This is a genomic window from Chryseobacterium sp. 2P (genome assembly GCF_059579425.1).
Map to the genome: position 1 here is coordinate 1,448,813 of NZ_CM184194.1, position 20,003 is coordinate 1,468,815.

Sequence of the window (20,003 nt, forward strand, 5' to 3'; positions counted from 1 at the left end):
GTTTTCTATTTGTACATTTTTTATTTAATTTCCGTTATCGAACTTCTTTTTTTGGTTAAACTGAAAATTATTCAAAGTAAAGTTTAAAAGTAATTTCGCTAAATTTTTCACACGATTCATCATTTTTAAATCCTTCCTGTCTTCGTTTACTGCAACTACAGAATCCCCCACTCCAAAAAAGGCTTATTCTCCTTAAAAATTCTGAATTTTGAATCTGGAATTTCAGCCGGATCAAAAGAAAAAAGCACAGCACTTCCGATTTCTCATCATAACGCTGTGTACACCTTACAGGCAGTAAAATCTTAAAAAAATACGTTACCGGGTCTGATTTTTCAGTTTCCATCAGGTACGGTAAAGCGCAGCTTACATTGTTGTGCTTTACGTGCCTTTTAAACAAAATATAATTAAAAAACACCAAGTCAATGAAAGCAGCAAAACCTGTAGAAAAAGACAACAAAAACCATCATAGCCAGAGCAAAAAGCAGAAGGCTAAAAAGCCGGTGGTGGTACCTCTGCCCGTGGCGGAAGTTGCTCCTTTACAAACACAAAAGCCTGAAGAATCTGCAACTCTCGCAGGATTCGCAACCCCGAATATCAATAAGACAAATGCAAACGGAATTATCGCTCCGGTTCACGGTTCACAGACCATTTACGATCAGGGTTCCGGGATCATGTTTAAGAAGCATCAGGAAAGTATGGCAGAAACCGGGGATATCAATCATCCGGATACCCAAAAAGCGGAAAAAAATTATACTTCCACGCTGAATATCAGTCAGGTTAAAGATTATCATGATCTGAAATCCGGAACTTCTCTGCCGAAGACGTTGGAGGAACAGGCAGCAGCTCATCAGCAAAATAAAAAATCTCTGGAAACAAATGCCGAAACTAAATCTCCGGGGAAAAAGCAGATATCAGATAAAGGTGATATTGTTTCGACAGACCAGCTTCAACCTGTTAACCCAGATAAAGCACCTGTTGAAGAGGTAGATCCGGCTCCTTCTGCAAATGCCCACAGTAATCCAGGATTTACAGAGCTTAGCGGAAAAATAAGCAGTACTGCTAAATTACAGAAGCAGCATGAACCATCCCATAAAGCTACAAATGATGCACAGGCTGCAGCGCCATCTCCTGCCAACGAACGTCAGAGTATGGCACAGGCAAGCCAGATAAATGTAATGGGTGCGAAGGAAGCCGGAATGTTCAAGAAAGAAGATTTCAAAGCTTTGCTGAGTGCAAAAATACATAGTATACAACTTCCTAAAAATGAAGAGCAGGCTGATGAGTTTGAGAAACATAACAATATAAATGAAGTCAATCAAAAAGCAGTGGGCGATGTTAAAAGAGAAAAGAATGCAGCAGCAAATGATATTGCTTCTGCAACTGCAGCAAAACCGGATATTGCAGCACAGCCTCATCGTCCGGTTGCAAAAATGCCGACACAAAATGTAGGTAAGGCTCCTTCTACGCCGAATGTCGCTAAGGCAATGCCTGTGAAAAGAACTGCAGCCAACGTAGAACAACCTATAAAGCAACAAACGGCAAGTATCGACAGTGAAATGAAAGCGAATGGAGTAACCGATAAGATGTTGGCAAACTCCAATGAACCATCATTTACGGATGCTTTAGATCAAAAGAATAATGCGAAAGCCCAAAGTGTTGAAGCAACTCATCAGTTCAGAGACAATGAAGCTAAGGAGTTGTCAAAAACCCGTAGTGATGCACAGGCACAGGCGGTAAATCATATAAGCGGTATGCATGGCGCAAGAAAAGGCGGGTTAGGCAATGTACACGGCGATCAACAGCAAACTTCAGCGAAAGACAGCCAGAAACGAAAAGAAATTGCCGATCATATTAACGGCATTTACGTCAGCTCCAAAGCAGATGTAGATGTTATATTAAACAATCTGGATACAACGGTAGCGAAGAAATTTGATGAGGGCAGCAGAGAAGCTAAAAAAGCATTTGAAGCCCATGTCGATAAAGAGATGAAGGCTTATAAAAAGAAACGTTATGGTGATGCGTATGCAGACTACGGTGCTTTAGCTGCGGCTGGAAAATGGATATGGGACAAACTTACCGGCTTACCTGAAGAAGTTAATAAATTCTTTGACAGTGGTAAGGATTTATACATTAAAGTGATGGATAAATTCATCGACCAAATCGCATCTCATGTTACCACCCAGCTAAATGCAGCCAAAACCAGAATTGCCAAAGGCAAAAAAGATGTACAGACTTATGTCGACAGTTTATCGCCAAGCTTAAGGAAAATCGGGAAAGAAGCTATTGCAGAGATCCAAAGCAAATTCAATGCACTGGAAGAAAGCGTAAACAGTAAAAAAGATGCATTAATTGATGTATTGGCTAAAAAATACGCCGATAATATCGCAAGTATCGATACCCGGATTGCAGATCTTAAAGCGCAAAACAGCGGATTGATCAACAAAGCTCTTGATGTGCTTAAAACCAGCGTATTTGCTATTATTATTGAAATTAAAAATACACTGACCAATTTATTATCCGGTGTAATTAGTGCCATTCAGGCGATTATTATGGATCCGATAGGATTCTTTAAAAACCTTATTGCGGGTGTTTCCCAAGGATTTACCAATTTCGGAACCAATATCTGGACTCACCTTAAGACCGGTTTCTTCGGATGGTTAACCGGAGCGATGAAAGGTATTTCTTTCACCATGCCTGAAGATATATTCTCTTTGAAAGGTATTTTCTCCATTACCACGCAGGTGCTAGGTTTAACGTGGGACGGTATCAGAAGCATTGGCGCAAGAGTAATAGGCGAACCTGTCATGAAAGTTCTGGAAACCGCTTCTGAAAAAGGTCTTGAAATAATTCCGATTGTCCGCAAAGACGGTGCTGCCGGATTATGGGAATACCTGAAAGACCAGTTTGCCGATCTTAAAGCTACCGTAATGGATGCTATGATGGACATTATCCAGACACAGGTGATCCAGGCGGGAATTAAGTGGGTGATGGGATTGATGACTCCGGTAGGAGCCTTTATAAAAGCCGCAATGGCGATTATCGATATGGTTAAATTCTTCATCCAGCGAGCTGCGCAAATCATGGAACTGGTAAAAGCATTTACAGACAGCATTAAAGCCATTGCGAGCGGAAACGTAAGTGCCGTCGCAAAATCGATAGAAAATGCATTGGGAAGAGCGGTTCCTGTACTCATTGGTTTCTTAGCTTCCTTATTAGGAATTGGCGGATTGGCAGATAAAATACTGGGCGTTATCCGAAAAATACGTCAGCGTATTGAGAATGCGATTGTGAAGTTCTGGAATTTTATCAAAGGGAAGGCTAAAGGATTGCTTGGGAAATTTATGGGTAAAAGTAAAAAAGATAATATTCATGAGCCTGAAAAGCAGAAGAAAATTGATGCCGGATTTATGTATTTGAAAGAAGAAGAGAAAAAAGCAGATGAAAACCACAATAACAAGCTTACCCTTGAACAAGCCAATAAAGCAGCAAAAAAAACTAAGGCAAAATATCCTGTTTTCAGTTCTTTGAAAGCTGAAAGTAAAGATGATAAAATTATTTACCGATATACAGCGAGTCCAGAGAATGTACATGAAACAGGAACTGAATTAGAAAATACCGAAAAAATCGATGGACATTTGTTAAATAGCAATAGTGCCGATAAAAAAACTGATTTAACGATAACTGAGGAAAGACAAGGTAAACAGCGTATTGGTTACAAAGCTATATTGCCAAATAGTAAGAATAATGATGCTGATGGAATTATTGTTGGAGATACAGAGAATGCTTATGTTAAAAAACGAAAAGAGAAAAATGATTTTGATAAAAAGTATAAAGAATTATTACCTTTAACACCTGAAGCAAGAAGGAAAAAGATAAGTGCAGGAGGTGATGAGCATGATAAGTTTAAACCTATTATTAGAGAAACTATAATAAATGGAGATAAAACCACTATAGTATATGGTTATGAAGGAGGTTCTGAAACCTTCACCGTTACCTATGATAATAAAACTAACGAGACCGAAAAAGTTATTGCAGACAATGTATCTTTTCATAACTTTGGAAGGGGTAAAACACAAGGTGAAACGGTTGAAGGCTTGAACAGAGCGCACATTGTAAGTAATGAAGTAAGAGGAACAGGATATGTTGAAGGACACAATTTAATGCTCACCAGTGATACCTTTAATCAGGTAACGATGAGGAAACAGGAAATTGCTATTGGGGAATATGTAGTACGTATAGGTAATGCAAACAAAGATAGTGGTGGTTTAAAATCTTTCAATATGACTGTCGATGTTACACGTTTTGAAAATGACGAAAACTCTTCCGGATCACTTGTAAGAAGAGAGCTTTTAAGACGAAAAAATCAATTAGAAAGGAAAATAGATGATATACCTGATGAGAAAAAAGCAACATCAGAAAAATATAAGGAATACAATACTTTAGATGCTTTATTAAAATTAAATGATGCACAATTATTAGAAGCAATTGGAGCTGGTGCAAAGAAAAAAGGAGTACGTAGAGTGAAAAATGTTGTATATACAATAACTAAAATTATATTAGGAAATAATTCAGAAATACCTGATCAGAAAAAATTCTTTACAGGACCGGATTATTTTTTAGGAACTAAATAAATTAAAAAATCATGAATTACACTTTAGAAGACGTTAAAAATTTTATTTTAGAATTTACGGAATTGGAATATCAATTTGGATTAGGTCAATTTGATAGTTCAATAACAGATGAAGAATGGGAAAATTTGGTAGCAAAACTTGAAAATTGCTATAGTAGTGAATTTGGTTATTATGAGGCTATTACTGTGTACAGAGATGAATCCTTGATGACTCAGGAGATTTATGATAATAACAAAAATGATTTAAAAAAGAGAAGATTGTTCTTAATTAGAAAATACGAAAATCCTAAATTTGGAAAAGGAATATATGATACGGATTCTGATGTAGTTTTTTCTTGTTTTTTAGGTTCAAATACTCAAAAGGTACTAGAAATTTATTATACAAACACAAGTGTTGGTATCGTTAACGGTGAGCTAAAGGTTATTTCAGAGAGAACCCTAAATCATGATAAGGGCTTGGACGAAATCGAATGGATTTATAACAAAAGATCTAATGTATATACAGAAGACATCACGATAAAAAAAGATGGTATTTTAGTAGAGACATTACGAGTTTTTGAGCCAGAGCATCCTACTTGGATAGCAGATTACAACGAAGGATAATTAAAAAAAACAAAACTTCTATTCTTTAGAAGTTTTTGTTTTTTAACGACTTAAAACTAAAAAAAATCATGAATTATACATTAAAAGATGTTGAAAAATTTATTTTAGAATTTATAGAATTGGAATATCAATTTGGGATAGGTTTTTATGATATTTCAATAACAGATGAAGAATGGGAAGCTTTAGTGATAAAACTTAAAAATTGTTATAGTATAAGTTTTGGTTATTATTCAATTATTAATACCATTAGAGATGAGTCGAGAATGACCCTAAAAAGATTTAATAATAATAAAAATAATCTTAAAAAAAGAAGATTATTTTTAATTAGAAAATATGAAAATCCTAAATTCGGTGAAGGAATATATAAAACAGATTCTAATTTTATTTTTTCTTGTTTTTTAGGTTCTGATGTTGAAATGGGAGCAGAAGTGTATCCCACTAATGTAAGTGTAGGAATTGTCAATGGTGACTTAAAAATTATATCCTCAAGAGAACTTGACTTTGAAAAAAGAAGAAATGAAGAAGTTATCGAATGGGTTTACAACAAAAGATCTAATGTATATACGGAAGACATCACCATAAAAAAAGATGGTATTTTAGTAGAGACATTACGAGTTTTTGAACCAGAGCATCCTACTTGGATAGCAGATTACAACGAAGGATAATTTTGATAATTTAAAAAAACAACACTTCTATTCTTTAGAAGTGTTGTTTTTTAATACTTAAAACTAGAAAAAAATATGAATTATACATTAGACGATGTTAAAAAGTTTATTTTAGAATTTACTGAGTTGGAATATCAATATGGGTTAGGAGTATATGATAACTCAATAGATACTGATAGATGGAATTTTTTAGTTGAAAAATTTGAAAGTTATTATGGTAATCGTTATGGCTATTTTTCAACAATTAGCAAGTATAGAAATGAGTCTTTAATGAATGAAGAAGAATTATTTATTAAAAAAAGAAATTTACGAAAAAGAAAATTATTTCTAATACGTAAGTATAAAGAACCTTCATTTGGAAAAGGAATACTTAATACGGATTCTGATATAGTTTTTTCTTGTTTTTTAGGTGCAAATTTAGATATGGGAGTTGATGTATATCCAAACAATATAAGCGTTGGAATCGTTAATGACGAACTAAAAATAATAACAGAAAGAAAACTAAATTCTGAAAGAAGACGAAATGAAGAAGTTATTGAATGGATTTATAATGAAAGATCTAATGTATATATAGAAGACATTATAATAAAAAATGATGGTACATTAGTAGAAACATTAAGAATTGTCGAACCAGAGCATCCTACTTGGATAGCTGATTATAACAAAGGATAAACATAAACATTATTAATTTGATAAGTTAACAAGCGAAATTTCCAACCAGAAATTTCGCTTGTTTATTTAAAGTAAACGATTTTCAGCGGAAACGTAAGTGCTCATGCTGCCGCACGAATCCTTTCTTGTGGCATTTTTATAATCCAATAATTTCTTAAAAAGTTTTTATCTTTATAAAAACATAATTCATGAGTCGTCATTACAAATTCTACAATCCTGAAGGATTATATTTCATAAGTTTAGCGAGATTTTTAAAAGATTATAATTATTAAACCACACGATGCAATTCTGCGGTAGCGAAGGGATAGAAGATGATAAAAATAACATTTTAAAACTCATTTTATGAAAATATTAGAAAAATTAGAAGGGCTAATTGTTGAAATATGTAATAATGGTAAAATAACAATAAATAAAAACAATATAGAAGAAGTAAAAAAAAGTGTTGATTTTTTTAGTGAAAGAATGCTTACTCGTGCAAAAGAACGAATGCAAATTATTATACCTGAAGAAGATTATAAATTTCATATTGTTCGTTCCTTAACTTTGGATTGGGATGCTACTACCAACGAATCTGACGAAGAATATCTTTGGGGAGGGTTCCAATTGCTAAGCTTAATAGAGTCTTTAGGAATGCATTCCCATTTTTGGAATAATTACAACAACGACAGTCGTTTTTGGAAAAACAATCCACAACCCGAAGCTGAAGCCATCTGGGAGGAATTTTTACCTAAACTTAATTATTTTCAGAAGTCTGGGCATGGAGATGATGGTACTTATGGTTGTATATTGCGGGAAGAAGGCGTTTATCCTTGTCCGATCTATTTTTTCGATTCAGGGATCTGGTTTAAAATGGATATGAGTCTTGAAGAATATTATGATACAATGATTGCGTGTAAAGCCGTATATTATTGGCAATATTTTTATATTGATACACAGGAAATTGTAAAAAAATTAGGAAACTACAAACCTGTTTATATAGAATATGGTGCAAAATATTTACAAGGACCCCATCCATTTAGTGATAAATTTAAAGATGAAACATTAACGTATTCTGTAGAGGGTGTTTTGCATCAAATGAAAAATATTATTAAACGTTTTCCTAAGTTATTTCCTGATGTTGATTTAACTTATTTTAAAGAAAGATGTGATGCTTTAGAAAAAGCTTTGAATTTATAATATTTAACAATAAATCTGTTATAAAGTGAAACTTCAATTAAAAGTTTCTCCCCACTGCCGCACGAATCCTTTCGTGCGGCATTTTTATCATCCAATAATTTCTTAAAAAGTTTTTATCTTTATAAAAACATAATTGATGAGTCGTCATTACAAATTCTACAATCCTGAAGAATTATATTTCATAAGTTTGGCGGAATTTTTAAAAGATTATAATTATTAAACCACACGATGCAATTCTGCGGTAGCGAAGGGATAGAAGATGATAAAAATAACATTTTAAAACTCATTTTATGAAAATATTAGAAAAATTAGAAGGGCTAATTATCGAAATATGTAATAATGGTAAAATAACAATAGATAAAAATAATATAGAAGAAGTAAAAAAGAGTGCTGATTTTTTCAGTCAACGTTTGCTTTCTCGTGCAGAAGAACGAATTAATTTGAAAATTCCTGACGAGGATTTTCAATATGATTCAATAGGCTCTTTAACTTTAGATTGGGATGCTACTACCAATGAATCTGACGAAGAATATCTTTGGGGAGGATTCCAATTGCTAAGCTTAATAGAGTCTTTAGGAATGCATTCTCATTTCTGGGATAATTACAACAGCGACAGCCGTTTTTGGAAAAACAATCCTCAACCCGAAGCCGAAGCCATCTGGAAAGATTTTTTACCTAAACTTAACTATTTTCATAAGTCAGGACATGGGGATGATGGTACTTATGGATGTATATTGCGGGAAGAAGGTGTTTATCCCTGTCCCATTTATTTTTTTGATTCAGGTATTTGGTTTAAAATGAATATGAGTCTTGAAGAATATTATCATACAATGATTGCTTGCAAAGCCGTATATTATTGGCAATATTTTTATATTGACACACAGGAAATTGTAAAAAAATTAGGAAACTACAAACCTGTTTATATAGAATATGGTGCAAAATATTTACAAGGACCCCATCCATTTAGTGATAAATTTAAAGATGGAACATTTACGTATTCTGCAGAGGGTGTTTTACATCAAATGAAAAATATTATTAAACGTTTTCCTAAGTTATTCCCTGATGTAGATTTAACTTATTTTAAAGAAAGATGTGATGCTTTAGAAAAAGCTTTGAACACATTAAATTTAATTCAAAAAGCAAAAGCAAAATTTCTTAGAAGTTTTATTTAAAAATTTCGAAAAGAATATATTTATTATACATTTTTGTATTTAGAAAGCGGAACCTCTGTAAAGAAGTTCCGCTTTTTAAATTCCGAAATAGACCTTGTGAGCCGAAATGTAGACACTGAAGCCAAATCGATAGAAAATGCACTGGGAAGAGCTATTCCTGTACTGATTGGTTTCTTAGCTTCATTATTAGGAATTGGCGGATTGGCAGATAAAATACTGGGCGTTATCAGAAAAATACGTCAGCGTATTGAGAATGCAATTGTGAAGTTCTGGAATTTTATTAAAGGGAAGGCAGGTAATTTATTAGGCAAGTTAGGAATTAGAAAACTTGGTTTGAGTAAAAAAGAAAATATTAATAAAATGCCTGATGGAAAAGAAAAATTATTTGCTAAACTTAGAAATGATGAACAAAAAATCAACGTTGACGGAGGACATAAATTGAAATTTGAAAATGAAGGAGAGTTAGCTGTTTATAGTACCAGAATAGGCTTAAGTGAATTATTAAGACAGAAGCAAGAAGAAATTCATTCAAACAAAACATCGAGGGATTACTCTAAAAAACAAGCTGCACTTAATAAACTAAGCACTGATAAAAAGAATTTTGGACAAGCACTTTCAAAGTATAAAGGTAAGCAGGCTGTAAAATATACTGCAAATGTAAAAGAAGAATATAATACTATGAAAAGAATACTGACATCTATGGCCGCATCACTTGAGGTTATAGGTGTAAATATAGAAACTATTTCATTAGTTCCTACCCAAGTTAATATGATTTAGTGAATGAACGACGGAGAGAAGTATCTAAAAGATATGATCAAAATCTTGAAATTCCTCAACCTTACACCGTAAATATTAATACTGCAAGTGCTGGACGTTTACAGCAGGTTGCCAAGGCTAATGATGTGGCAGGATTATCAGGATTCTTTAAAAATTTAGTAAAAGAAAAAGAAGATAATGGTAATTTTAGAAATATAAATGACGTTGAAAGACGTATGAGTGGTGTAGCTAAAGAAATCCATATTGATAAATTAGAGATTTTAATAGATGCAAATAAATTAATATTTTAAAAATATTACTTTAATTTTAAAAGTTTTTATAATGTTATGATAGATATTGAAAAAAAATTTAAGAATAGGAAAAACAGTTTGTCCAAAGAAATTTATGATTCAGATTATTTAGTCTCATCAGGTGCAGTATATATGCCAAGTGAGGCTATACCCCGGAAAGACTTAGAAATAAAATTAAAAGAAGTAAATCTTACTTTTCCCGAAAGTTTAATAGATTTTTATAGTCAAGCAGCTAAACTTAATGTTACATGGAGGATAATTGATGACAGTTTTCAAAATGGTAGAGAAAAAGAAGCTTTATTCAAAGAAGATCCATGGATAAAAAAAGAATATTTAGATAACGGATACAGTTGGGAAGCTGTAAAAATATTGTTAAGTGGTAATCTCAATATAACCCAATTTAAAAATGTTATTGATTTAGAAAATGTAAAAGCGACAGGAATGTATCAAGCAGCAGAAAGTTTAGGTTTAAAAGGAGGAGATTTACGACCTATTGATACTAATGAATTTGCTGTTGCATGTATGAAAGTTGAAAATGGTAAGTTGATAGATAATATGTTTCTCTATACAGGTTTTGGTGGTTTCCCAGAAGCTTTATACGATATGAAAGTTACATTTGAACAATATCTGGAAGTAGCCTATAAAGCCAAATGTTTTAATTATTGGAATTTAACTTATTGTTTAAAAAAAGAATCACCAAGCTATGAACTAATGAAACGTTTTTTTCCTATGATCTTTCCTCATTTGGAATCTGATTTGTCAGAATTTGGGATAATATATTAGTATTTAAGAGAATTAAAAAAGCGAAATTTCATTTGAAGTTTCGCTTTTTTTATGACAAAATGTTTAAAGTTTTGCATGCATGATGAAATCAAAAATTGGAAATAATTATTTTTGTTAGCCATCTAATTTTCTTTTGAATATTCTAAGAAATTTATAAGGCGATAAATAAGTTATAGAAAATGCTTTTAAAAGTAGAAATATTATTAAAACAAACATGTGAGAGCCATGTCGTTAAAGAAATAGAATAATAATAATTATGGAAATAAACAAAGTACATTCTGATCTGAAAGAAATATATAAAGCTAAAGATGTAGAAGAAAAATTTAACTTCAAATTTGAGTATCAAAATGAAAAAGAAATATTAATAGAATGTTTAAAACAAGGATTTTGGTCCATAATGCCATTTGGATTTGAAGGAGATAATATTTTAGCCTTTCAATTAACTCCTTACAAAAAAATATATATAGAGACACCTATAATATCATTTAATAATACTTATCAAGAATGTTTTATGCTTGCTCCTAATATACAAGCATTAATACCTATGGCTAATTTGGTCTTTATGGATGAAGTATTTTTTATAAAACAATTTCAGGAAAGAATAGAAGAAACCATAACATTATCCCAATCATTTTTTGATTATTTTGGAGGTGGAGATTTGGAATTTTTTAAAGAATTTTTATTGTCCCAGTCCAATCAGGAACGTTTTGAAAATCCTGACGAGTATAAAGAAGATTTTTATAAAGAATTCTGGAGTCATTATTATGATACAGCAGAAAACACAAAAGCTTTTGAATTATTCGATAAACTTATTCAGAGATTAACATATTTGCCAGAATACGAGGATGTTGATCAAGACTATGGTCTTTGGAATAACTACATAGGTAATGTACTCGCTAAAAGAGCTTACTCGAGAATTAAAATAGAAGATAAATATAAATGGAAACATTATTGGAGGTGTGCACAGTTACCTCATGGTTTTGATTGTGATAATAAAAGTTTTGAAAAATATACCATTCGCCTTGGAAATTCGAGCTCTCTATTGGATTCTTTATCTCCCTCATTTGATTCAAGATGGGAAGAGCAATATGCGATTTTTCCAGAAGAAGTAAAAAAACATCCTCTTTTTGAAGCTACTGAGGCTATAAGAAAAGTAGGAGGTTATTCAGGTGATCTTCATATTAAAGCTGCGGTAATTTTAGAAAAAGAATATAATGATCCCATAGGCTGCTGGAATGCTTTAATCAGTGCAAGTTATTGGGCAGGAAGACAAGGAAATCTGGATTTGGTGGAAATGTGTTGGGGTTTAGCAATTGATCTTTCCAGAACCCATGGCTGGACTGAGATTCATAATATTTTATCTGAACAGATGGAATTTTACTATCATTACAAAGATAAGATCTAAAAGTTTATCTCTTAAAACGAAGTTTCTATTTTTTAGAAGCTTCGTTTTTTTTTGCTTAATATTTAGATGCTGAAAAAGGTCTTGAAATAATTCCGATTGTCCGCAAAGACGGTGCTGCTGGATTATGGGAATACCTGAAAGACCAGTTTGCCGATCTTAAAGCGACCGTAATGGATGCTATGATGGACATTATCCAGACGCAGGTGATTCAGGCGGGAATTAAATGGGTGATGGGATTGATGACTCCGGTAGGAGCCTTTATTAAAGCCGCAATGGCGATTATCGATATGGTTAAATTCTTCATCCAGCGAGCTGCCCAGATTATGGAACTGGTAAAAGCATTTACAGACAGCATTAAAGCCATTGCGAGCGGAAACGTAAGTGCCGTCGCAAAATCCATAGAAAATGCATTGGGAAGAGCAGTTCCTGTACTCATTGGTTTCTTAGCTTCCTTATTAGGAATTGGCGGATTGGCAGATAAAATACTGGGCGTTATCCGAAAAATACGTCAGCGTATTGAGAATGCTATTGTGAAGTTCTGGAATTTTATTAAAGGGAAAGCTAAAGGATTGCTTGGTAAGATTGGTTTTGGCGAGAAGAAATCTAAGAAGAAAAAAATGACAAAGATAAAATAGGCAATAATCCTATTATAAATTAAGAGGCAATAAACGAGATTCAGCAGTAAATTTCAATGAGGCTTCTTTAGAAGATCTTAAATCTGTTTTTAGTGAAAAATAGCAACTGCAATATTTAATTTGAGAGATAGAAAAGGAGTGTTAGAAATTGAGGTTTTAATTAAAATAAACCATCTTCCAAAGAAAAATTAAATAAATTAGTAGCAAAAGAAAAAATCGAATTTTAAATATGGATAAATACGATTATCAAAGATTAGTAAAGCCATTAATTGAGGCTGAGGACCTAAAATTAATAAAATTTATTGGAGGAAATGGACCAAGAAGTACTAAATCAAAAGGTAAAGATTTTTTTAATGAATATAAAGACTATTTAATCAATAAAATGCATGAATTTTATAGTTTTACCAATGGTTATTCATATGAATGGGAAGGTAATATTCCTGCAAATATTGGAGGACAAAAAACAAGTGAACGCGGAATAATAAACATACTTCCTTTAGATGAATTATTTCAAAAGCATAGTGTTATTGAACTTGAAGTGGGTCGCGGATATTACATACAAGGTGAAGATTCTTTTTCCAAAACAGGCCAGTTTATTCCTGTAGATTATATTGAAGATATTTGTGCTGGTGTATTTAGTAAAGAGAATGAAGATGAAATGGTTTATTTTCATGATTTCGGAATTGATTTCTATCCATTAAAAATAAATTTTGAAGGTTATGTAGAACTTGTTTTTGCTGCAAGAGGTTATATGATGTGGCAATATGTACTTGTTTATCTGGAATATGGAAAATATGATGTTGCAATGCTTGGAAAATCCAGATACGATGATTTTGCAGAAAATATGCCGATAATCTTTCCAGATTTTAATATGGAAGAGTTTATAAAATTATATGAATCTTTAAAAATTAAATAATATTTGAAAGCGATATTTCTGTTCTTAGAAGTTCGTTTTTTTACTCATCGCTGCCCCTCCGCTGCGGCACGAATCATTTCTTGTAGCATTTTATCATCCAATAATTTCTTAAAAGTTTTTATCTTTATAAAAAACATAATTGATGAGTCGTAATTACAAGTTTCACAATCCTGAAGGATTATATTTCATAAGTTTAGCGAAATTTTTAAAAGCTTATAATTATTAAACCACACGATGCAATCGTACGGTAGGGAGGGGAATAATTAAAGAAGCTGTTTTAAGGATAAAAGGAAGGATAACAGTAAACAATATTAAAGCGGAATTGTCTAAAACAGAAGATCCAAATATATTATCTAGATTGAATTTTACTGTTGAAAAATTAAAAAACATGAGTAATGTAACATTAACTACTGAAATAGAATAATATGAATTATACATTTTTTTTCGATGATGACATCTTTGATTCGTTAATAAAAGCAAAGGAACAAAAGAAAATTAAATATTTTGATATACGGACCAAGCCTTCGCTAAAAGTTGTATTGGAAGATTTAAATAGATTAGATATTATCCATAAAGGAATAAAAAGATTTTATGAAAAAAGAGGTGACGGCTTTGAATTAGAATGGTGGGCAAATGAAAAAAAAGGAATAGGAGGAAAAATACAATTTGCTCAAACGAAGCATCTCTTTTCTGAAGATAATAATTTGTATGACGAGGAAGATGAAGAAGATCTTAAATATTTTCGACCGCTTGATTATCCAACACCTGAAAGTTATGTAGGTTTTATCATAACGCCAGACACAATAGACGAATCATTGTATTATATGAGTATCAGCGATTATGAGCTAAACGATTTAGACTTGGATTATGAAGGTTATACTCAAATGGCGGTTGAAGCGCGTGTATTTAATCATTGGCAACTAGTTTTATTATATTATATGGATGGAGAAGGCATTGGTTTGGTAGAAACAGAGACCTTTAAAACTGAAATGCCAAAAATATTTCCTGATTGGACTTGGGAAAATTTCATTGCCAAGTTTGAAAGTCTGCGCCTTTCTAATAAAAACAAATAAAAATTTTCAAAAAAAAATTAAAGCGGAACTTCTGATGGGAGTTTCGCTTTTTTATTAAAGAACTATCTTTAAGCTCTCAAACTGAGAAATTTCAAAATAACCATGACAGATTTTATAAAAAAACTAGAAAAAGAGTTTGATATTCAAATTATTCGTTCCAAAGAACACATCTGGGAAAATTATTATGATGTAGATGAAGATGGGAATATTAAAACATTATATTTAAATAAGGTTGATTTAAAGGATATTGATGTATTATTACCAATAGCAGACAGTCTTGTTAAATTAGCCCTTCCATATTGTAATGTGGAAATGTTACGTCCATTAAATGCTTTTTCACGGTTAGAAACATTAGATTTAACCAGCAATAAATTACCGGAAAAATCCTTTAGGTATTTAGGGGATTTAAAAAGTCTGAGAAATCTGGATTTGGGAGCAACTGGACTTAAAGATACTTCTTTGTTGGGCGATTTAATTAATTTGGAAATATTATATATCAGTTGCAATCCGTATCTCGAAGTAAATGGTTTGGAACATTTAAAGTTCCTACAGCGGTTAGATGTCACTCTGACTAAAATTGATCATATAAAAAAAATAAATGTTAATGAAAATATCCGTTCTTTAAATATTGGAGAAACGAAAATTGATAAAATAACCGATTTGGAGCGCTTTCCCTATTTGGAAGAATTGAGAGTAAATGGAAGTCGGGTAGACAAAATTGAGGGTTTGGATACCTTACGCAATCTCAAACAACTTCTTATTTCGAGTACTCATGTAGAAGAAATTGAAGGTTTGGAAAGCTTGAAAAATTTAGAAGTATTAGACTTAAGCCGTAATGAGATTTCAAAAATCAAAGGATTGGATAATCTGAAAAATTTAAAAAGATTAAATTTAAGTGAAAATAATATCAGCAAAGTGGAGAATTTAGATCGTCTTATTAATCTGGAGTTTTTAACTTTGGAAGTTAATAAAATTAAAGAGTTTGATGCTTCCTTTTTATCTAATTTGGTTTCCGAATGCTTCATTTCTCTATGTTTTACAGGAGATTATATCAAAGAGATTAAAGATGTTCCAAAGAATGTAACAATTAAGTTTGAAGCTGATCATTTTGTACCGAGAACATTATATAGATCAAAGGATTTGTTTCGATAATAAAAAGAAACTGTCTCAAAAATGAGGCAGTTTCTTTTTTACCCCTGAGTTTCTCACTTTTTTTAAATTTTTGATAGCTTAATAAAAGATTTCATGCTCGTTTTCCTTTCGGATACTTCTTCATTTATTCAATATAAGCGTCTTATTTTTCTTTTGAAAAAGCAGTGAAATTTTCCACCGGTAAATAAAAGCTTCTTAAGCTATACAGAATTTATGACTTACTGCAACTACAGAATGCAGGAGGCTAAAAACTTTAATAAGAAGAAAAAAATAAGGAATTTTGAACCCTCAAGTACAGATACTATTGGATCCAAATCAGCTGTGCTAAAAACTTAGAAAAGTTAAAAAATTAAGTATGGAAAAAAATGAATCAACAACAAAAGAAATTCTAAAATTCTATTTTGAAACCGGAAAGAAACCTACCGAAGCTCAGTTCTCAGAATTTTTAGATTCTTACTGGCATAAAAAGGAAAGCATTCCTAAAGAAAAAATCGAAGGGTTAGAAAATCTGTCGTTAGACTTTGATCTTCTTTGGTCACCCACCAGCAAAAAACTGTCTTTGGCAGATGCTCAGGGAAACGTATTGTCGGAAATTTCTTTGCAGTCTCTGGACAATGAGGGGACAGACTTAAGGTATAATACTGCTACAGCGTCGTTGGAACTTTATAATGCAGACAATGAGCTTTTAGACAGCATTCCGGTATCTGATTTTGTAAATAATGTAGGTACGCAACTGGCTTTAAATTCCAATATTTTACAGTTAAAAGACAGCAAAGGAAACGTACTGTCGAATGTGATGTTTGCTGTTTCTAACATTGGAGGATTGCAGACGGTATTGGATACGAAAGCAGAAAAAAACGTAGCTGTTAATACTGTTTCTCCGTTACAGGGAGGTGGTAATTTGTCGTCAGACAGAACATTAAGCATATCTCAGTCTAATACGAATACTTCGGGTTATCTTAGTAATACAGACTGGAATACATTTAATAATAAATTCGATAAACCTACCATGGGAGCCAATTATCTCGGAAGATGGAACGGCTCAACATTTATTAACGGTGTGTTGCAGGATAACGGAACCAGTGCAGGAATCGGGAGTAACAATTATAACAATATTATCTGGTCTGTCGACTCTTCTTCTAAAGCAGCGCTTATCGCTCCAAGAATGACTCAGGCGCAAAGGCTTGCTATTTCTTTAGGAACCATTCAGGCGGGAGCTATTGTTTATCAGACTGATGGCACAGTAGGATATTATCTCTGGAACGGAAGTTCATGGGGAACTTTGGGAAGTAATATTGCTACTGCAGATCTTACCAATACCCAGGCAAGAACATTTACGCAGAATGCGGATTTTACATGGAATACTTTAGGAAATGCTTATTTTTTGAAAGGACTGAAGGATGTAGGCAGTGATTACAAAGACCATCCTAAAGTTTTAAGAATAGACTCAAATACAAAACAGGTTGTAGAAGGTGATGCTCTGGTTGTAACCATACCGGATACTTTACCTAACCCTGTTACACCAACATCACAAACTTTAAATATAGTTCACACTTATACAAACAGTCCTACCGCATTAGATACCAATGTAAAGGATTTAAATGATTTTATTATGAATATAGGGAATTTAAAATTTACACATTTAACGGTAGACGATTGGAATTTAATTAATGCTAATCCAAATACAGCTGCTGTTATGTCAGCTTCTAATGGAATTGCTTTAAAAACGAATAATCTGGCGGCATTTGCTCAAGGAGAAATTATGGCTTGTGCTTATCCCAATTTGGTTTTACCCGCTAATAAAAACTGGGTGTTTATAATTGGTGGTACGGTGGGAGAATATTATTCAAGCAAAAATATAGGGGTTATAGGAATTTGTGAAAGCTCTGCCAAAACAAACGTAGGGGTTTTAAATAGCTATTTATCATCTCTTTCAGCTGGTTGGGGATACTACAGTATAAATCACATTACTATAAGTGCTGATACTACTCCAATTGCTCAAAGAATTGATTTAGGAAATAGCACCTGTATTTTTACCAAGGTAGGAAATATATTAAATACTACTGTGAGGTCAGGAGGTTCGGTAAAAACTTTTAATATAGATGTAACAGGCATCAATGCTTTTAAACCTTTATGTTCATTGATAAGAAGTTATTGGAATGATAATACAGGTAATTGTATCAGCGATTTTGGAAAATACTGGATCGAATCTTAAGAATAAAGAAGTAAATTTTATAAACTAAAAAAGACATTTTAAAAAATCCAAACAAAAAATAAAAAATATGGAAGAAAATAAAATAACACCACGGGAGGTGTTGAAATCTTATTTTGAAAAAGGGGATTATCCCACGCAAGATCAATTTGCGGAATTAATAGATTCTTTAAAACATAAAGATGACATTCTCACTAATAAAGAAACAGTAGAATTTGCAAACAGCTTAGCTTCTATGGACAACGGATATGTTATCTATTATATAGATTTGAATAATGGCGGAAAAGAACTGAAATTTCCACTGGTTATAAGTCAGGATGGATTTGAGGATCAGGTCATAGAAATTGGGAATACTTACGGCAATGAAAAAAGACAGTACTTTTTAGACAATGGACCCTATATTATTAAAGCAAAAAAGTTTCCAAAAGAAGGATTAAATAATTACGAATATTATCGATTATATTATCAAATAGAATCTAATTACGGAATTTATAGATTTTTTGGAAATAACCTGCCAACAATTCCCGAAGGATTTGAATTCGGAACGCTTACAGATAAAAGATTTTTAGTTCAAATATATAAAGATAACTTAGGTCAGCAATTAAACATTGTAAACACTAATATTAAATTTATAAATAATACTGATCTATCTATTCAGTATAGACCAGAATCTGGTTATTGGGGACATAGATTTATTGATAAAGATTTTGTTACCGATCATTACAATCTTTGGGACAATTTATATTTTTATTACAAAGCAGATCTCACTACAGTAACTCAAAATATAGTGTGTCAGGCTTATGACGAAGATACGGGACAGCTTTTAATGACCGGTTATCTGTATGCAGGGCAAAATAATGTAAATACATGGGGCGGCGGTTCTGCAAATATGGTAAGAAACATCAGAATCGAATGTAATTATCTAAACAATCAAGTTATTCAAAATAATCAACCTACAAGTACAATTATAGACTAATGAAACTAAAAATATTTGAACAAAATCAGCATCTTAAGGATCTTACACCTTTTGAGCTAATGGCAAAAGATATCACTATTTTAAATGGAATTGTGAAAGGCGAGCCAATCTATGAAAAAGGAAGAAAAACCAGTACAGGTTACTTTTTAGACAAAGAACAGACGAATCTTGCAATTCAGAAAAGTTTTTCTGATGAACTGGATGAAAATGGATTTTTAAAAGGATTGAACATCGTTATTAAATGGTTCGATATCTATGGAAATCCTGTACTTGTTAAGCCTGTGTATGTCTCCCTGTCACTTTCAGAAAGTGCAGAGATGATTATTAAAAGACGCAAACGTATTATTGATTATCTCAAGGAATCGGGTGTAAGATTAGGTGTAAAACATCATATCGATTCCCTTTTCAGTCATTATACAAATTATCAGCAGTCCGGAGTTACAAAAAATCTTTTAAATAGCTTTATTGAAAACGGATCAGATGAATTGAAGCAGGCCGTTGCCAATGAAAATAATCAGGAAATAGCAGATATTTTAAATCATGTATTGCCTAACGGAACCACTATCAAAGACTCATTATTGGATCAGATAGCATAATTAACCGTAATCTATATCAGGTAATAGTATTTTTTAATTCCAAACAAACAATTTTATCATTACAAAATTGAATTTGGCTAAACTATAGCGCTTTAACAACTCTAAAAATTGCCAAATAGCTATAACTTCATGCAGCTCGGGTAAAGTCTTCTTTACGCTTTCAATCAATCACTTTTTTTTAAAACGTAATCATTGCTGTATAGTAGATGAGTTTCTTTTATACTCAAATTAAAAAATATTCATCTCCGAATAATTAAGGAATATCTTTTC

17 protein-coding genes are annotated in these 20,003 nt (G+C 32.3%); all 17 read left to right on the top strand.

Annotation, left to right across the window (positions count from 1 at the left end; all coding sequences use genetic code 11):
* Positions 1-422: 422 nt before the first annotated feature.
* On the top strand, positions 423-4,631 hold the full coding sequence (locus AC52CF_RS06605; RefSeq protein ID WP_496517957.1) for a phage tail protein: 4,209 nt from the start codon (positions 423-425) through the stop codon (positions 4,629-4,631).
* 11 nt (positions 4,632-4,642) lie between these two features.
* The gene (locus AC52CF_RS06610; protein ID WP_375182052.1) at positions 4,643-5,233 is read left to right on the top strand and encodes a hypothetical protein; all 591 of its coding nucleotides are present in this window, start codon (positions 4,643-4,645) and stop codon (positions 5,231-5,233) included.
* 68 nt (positions 5,234-5,301) lie between these two features.
* Entirely contained in the window at positions 5,302-5,898 is a 597-nt protein-coding gene (locus AC52CF_RS06615; protein ID WP_496517958.1) for a hypothetical protein, read from the top strand.
* A 75-nt stretch (positions 5,899-5,973) separates the two neighbouring features.
* On the top strand, positions 5,974-6,570 hold the full coding sequence (locus AC52CF_RS06620) for a hypothetical protein (RefSeq protein WP_375182054.1): 597 nt from the start codon (positions 5,974-5,976) through the stop codon (positions 6,568-6,570).
* Positions 6,571-6,912: 342 nt separating this feature from the next.
* Positions 6,913-7,746, top strand: coding sequence for a hypothetical protein (locus AC52CF_RS06625; protein ID WP_375182055.1), 834 nt, complete (start codon positions 6,913-6,915; stop codon positions 7,744-7,746).
* 290 nt (positions 7,747-8,036) lie between these two features.
* Positions 8,037-8,918: a hypothetical protein gene (locus AC52CF_RS06630; RefSeq protein ID WP_214590321.1), complete on the top strand. Its 882-nt coding sequence runs from the start codon at positions 8,037-8,039 to the stop codon at positions 8,916-8,918.
* Between the two features lie 96 nt (positions 8,919-9,014).
* A complete protein-coding gene (locus AC52CF_RS06635) occupies positions 9,015-9,695 on the top strand; it encodes a hypothetical protein (RefSeq protein WP_214590320.1) in 681 nt (226 codons plus the stop codon).
* On the top strand, positions 9,695-9,985 hold the full coding sequence (locus AC52CF_RS06640) for a hypothetical protein (RefSeq protein WP_496517959.1): 291 nt from the start codon (positions 9,695-9,697) through the stop codon (positions 9,983-9,985). Before AC52CF_RS06635 ends, AC52CF_RS06640 begins: the two co-directional genes overlap by 1 nt.
* 36 nt (positions 9,986-10,021) lie before the next feature.
* Positions 10,022-10,768: a hypothetical protein gene (locus tag AC52CF_RS06645; protein WP_214590318.1), complete on the top strand. Its 747-nt coding sequence runs from the start codon at positions 10,022-10,024 to the stop codon at positions 10,766-10,768.
* Positions 10,769-11,024: 256 nt separating this feature from the next.
* The gene (locus AC52CF_RS06650; protein ID WP_214590317.1) at positions 11,025-12,173 is read left to right on the top strand and encodes a hypothetical protein; all 1,149 of its coding nucleotides are present in this window, start codon (positions 11,025-11,027) and stop codon (positions 12,171-12,173) included.
* Between the two features lie 170 nt (positions 12,174-12,343).
* Positions 12,344-12,808, top strand: a complete 465-nt coding sequence (locus AC52CF_RS06655) for a hypothetical protein (protein WP_496517960.1) — start codon at positions 12,344-12,346, stop codon at positions 12,806-12,808.
* Between the two features lie 229 nt (positions 12,809-13,037).
* The gene (locus AC52CF_RS06660; RefSeq protein WP_214590315.1) at positions 13,038-13,724 is read left to right on the top strand and encodes a hypothetical protein; all 687 of its coding nucleotides are present in this window, start codon (positions 13,038-13,040) and stop codon (positions 13,722-13,724) included.
* A gap of 425 nt (positions 13,725-14,149) precedes the next feature.
* A complete protein-coding gene (locus AC52CF_RS06665) occupies positions 14,150-14,797 on the top strand; it encodes a hypothetical protein (protein WP_496517961.1) in 648 nt (215 codons plus the stop codon).
* 102 nt (positions 14,798-14,899) lie between these two features.
* The gene (locus tag AC52CF_RS06670) at positions 14,900-15,949 is read left to right on the top strand and encodes a leucine-rich repeat domain-containing protein (RefSeq protein ID WP_375181535.1); all 1,050 of its coding nucleotides are present in this window, start codon (positions 14,900-14,902) and stop codon (positions 15,947-15,949) included.
* Between the two features lie 355 nt (positions 15,950-16,304).
* The gene (locus AC52CF_RS06675) at positions 16,305-18,164 is read left to right on the top strand and encodes a phage tail-like protein (RefSeq protein WP_375181536.1); all 1,860 of its coding nucleotides are present in this window, start codon (positions 16,305-16,307) and stop codon (positions 18,162-18,164) included.
* A gap of 67 nt (positions 18,165-18,231) precedes the next feature.
* The gene (locus AC52CF_RS06680; RefSeq protein WP_214590310.1) at positions 18,232-19,137 is read left to right on the top strand and encodes a hypothetical protein; all 906 of its coding nucleotides are present in this window, start codon (positions 18,232-18,234) and stop codon (positions 19,135-19,137) included.
* Positions 19,137-19,733 (top strand): hypothetical protein, encoded by a 597-nt coding sequence (locus tag AC52CF_RS06685; RefSeq protein WP_214590309.1) that lies wholly within the window; start codon positions 19,137-19,139, stop codon positions 19,731-19,733. The genes AC52CF_RS06680 and AC52CF_RS06685 overlap by 1 nt, the downstream gene beginning before the upstream one ends.
* Positions 19,734-20,003 lie beyond the last annotated feature (270 nt).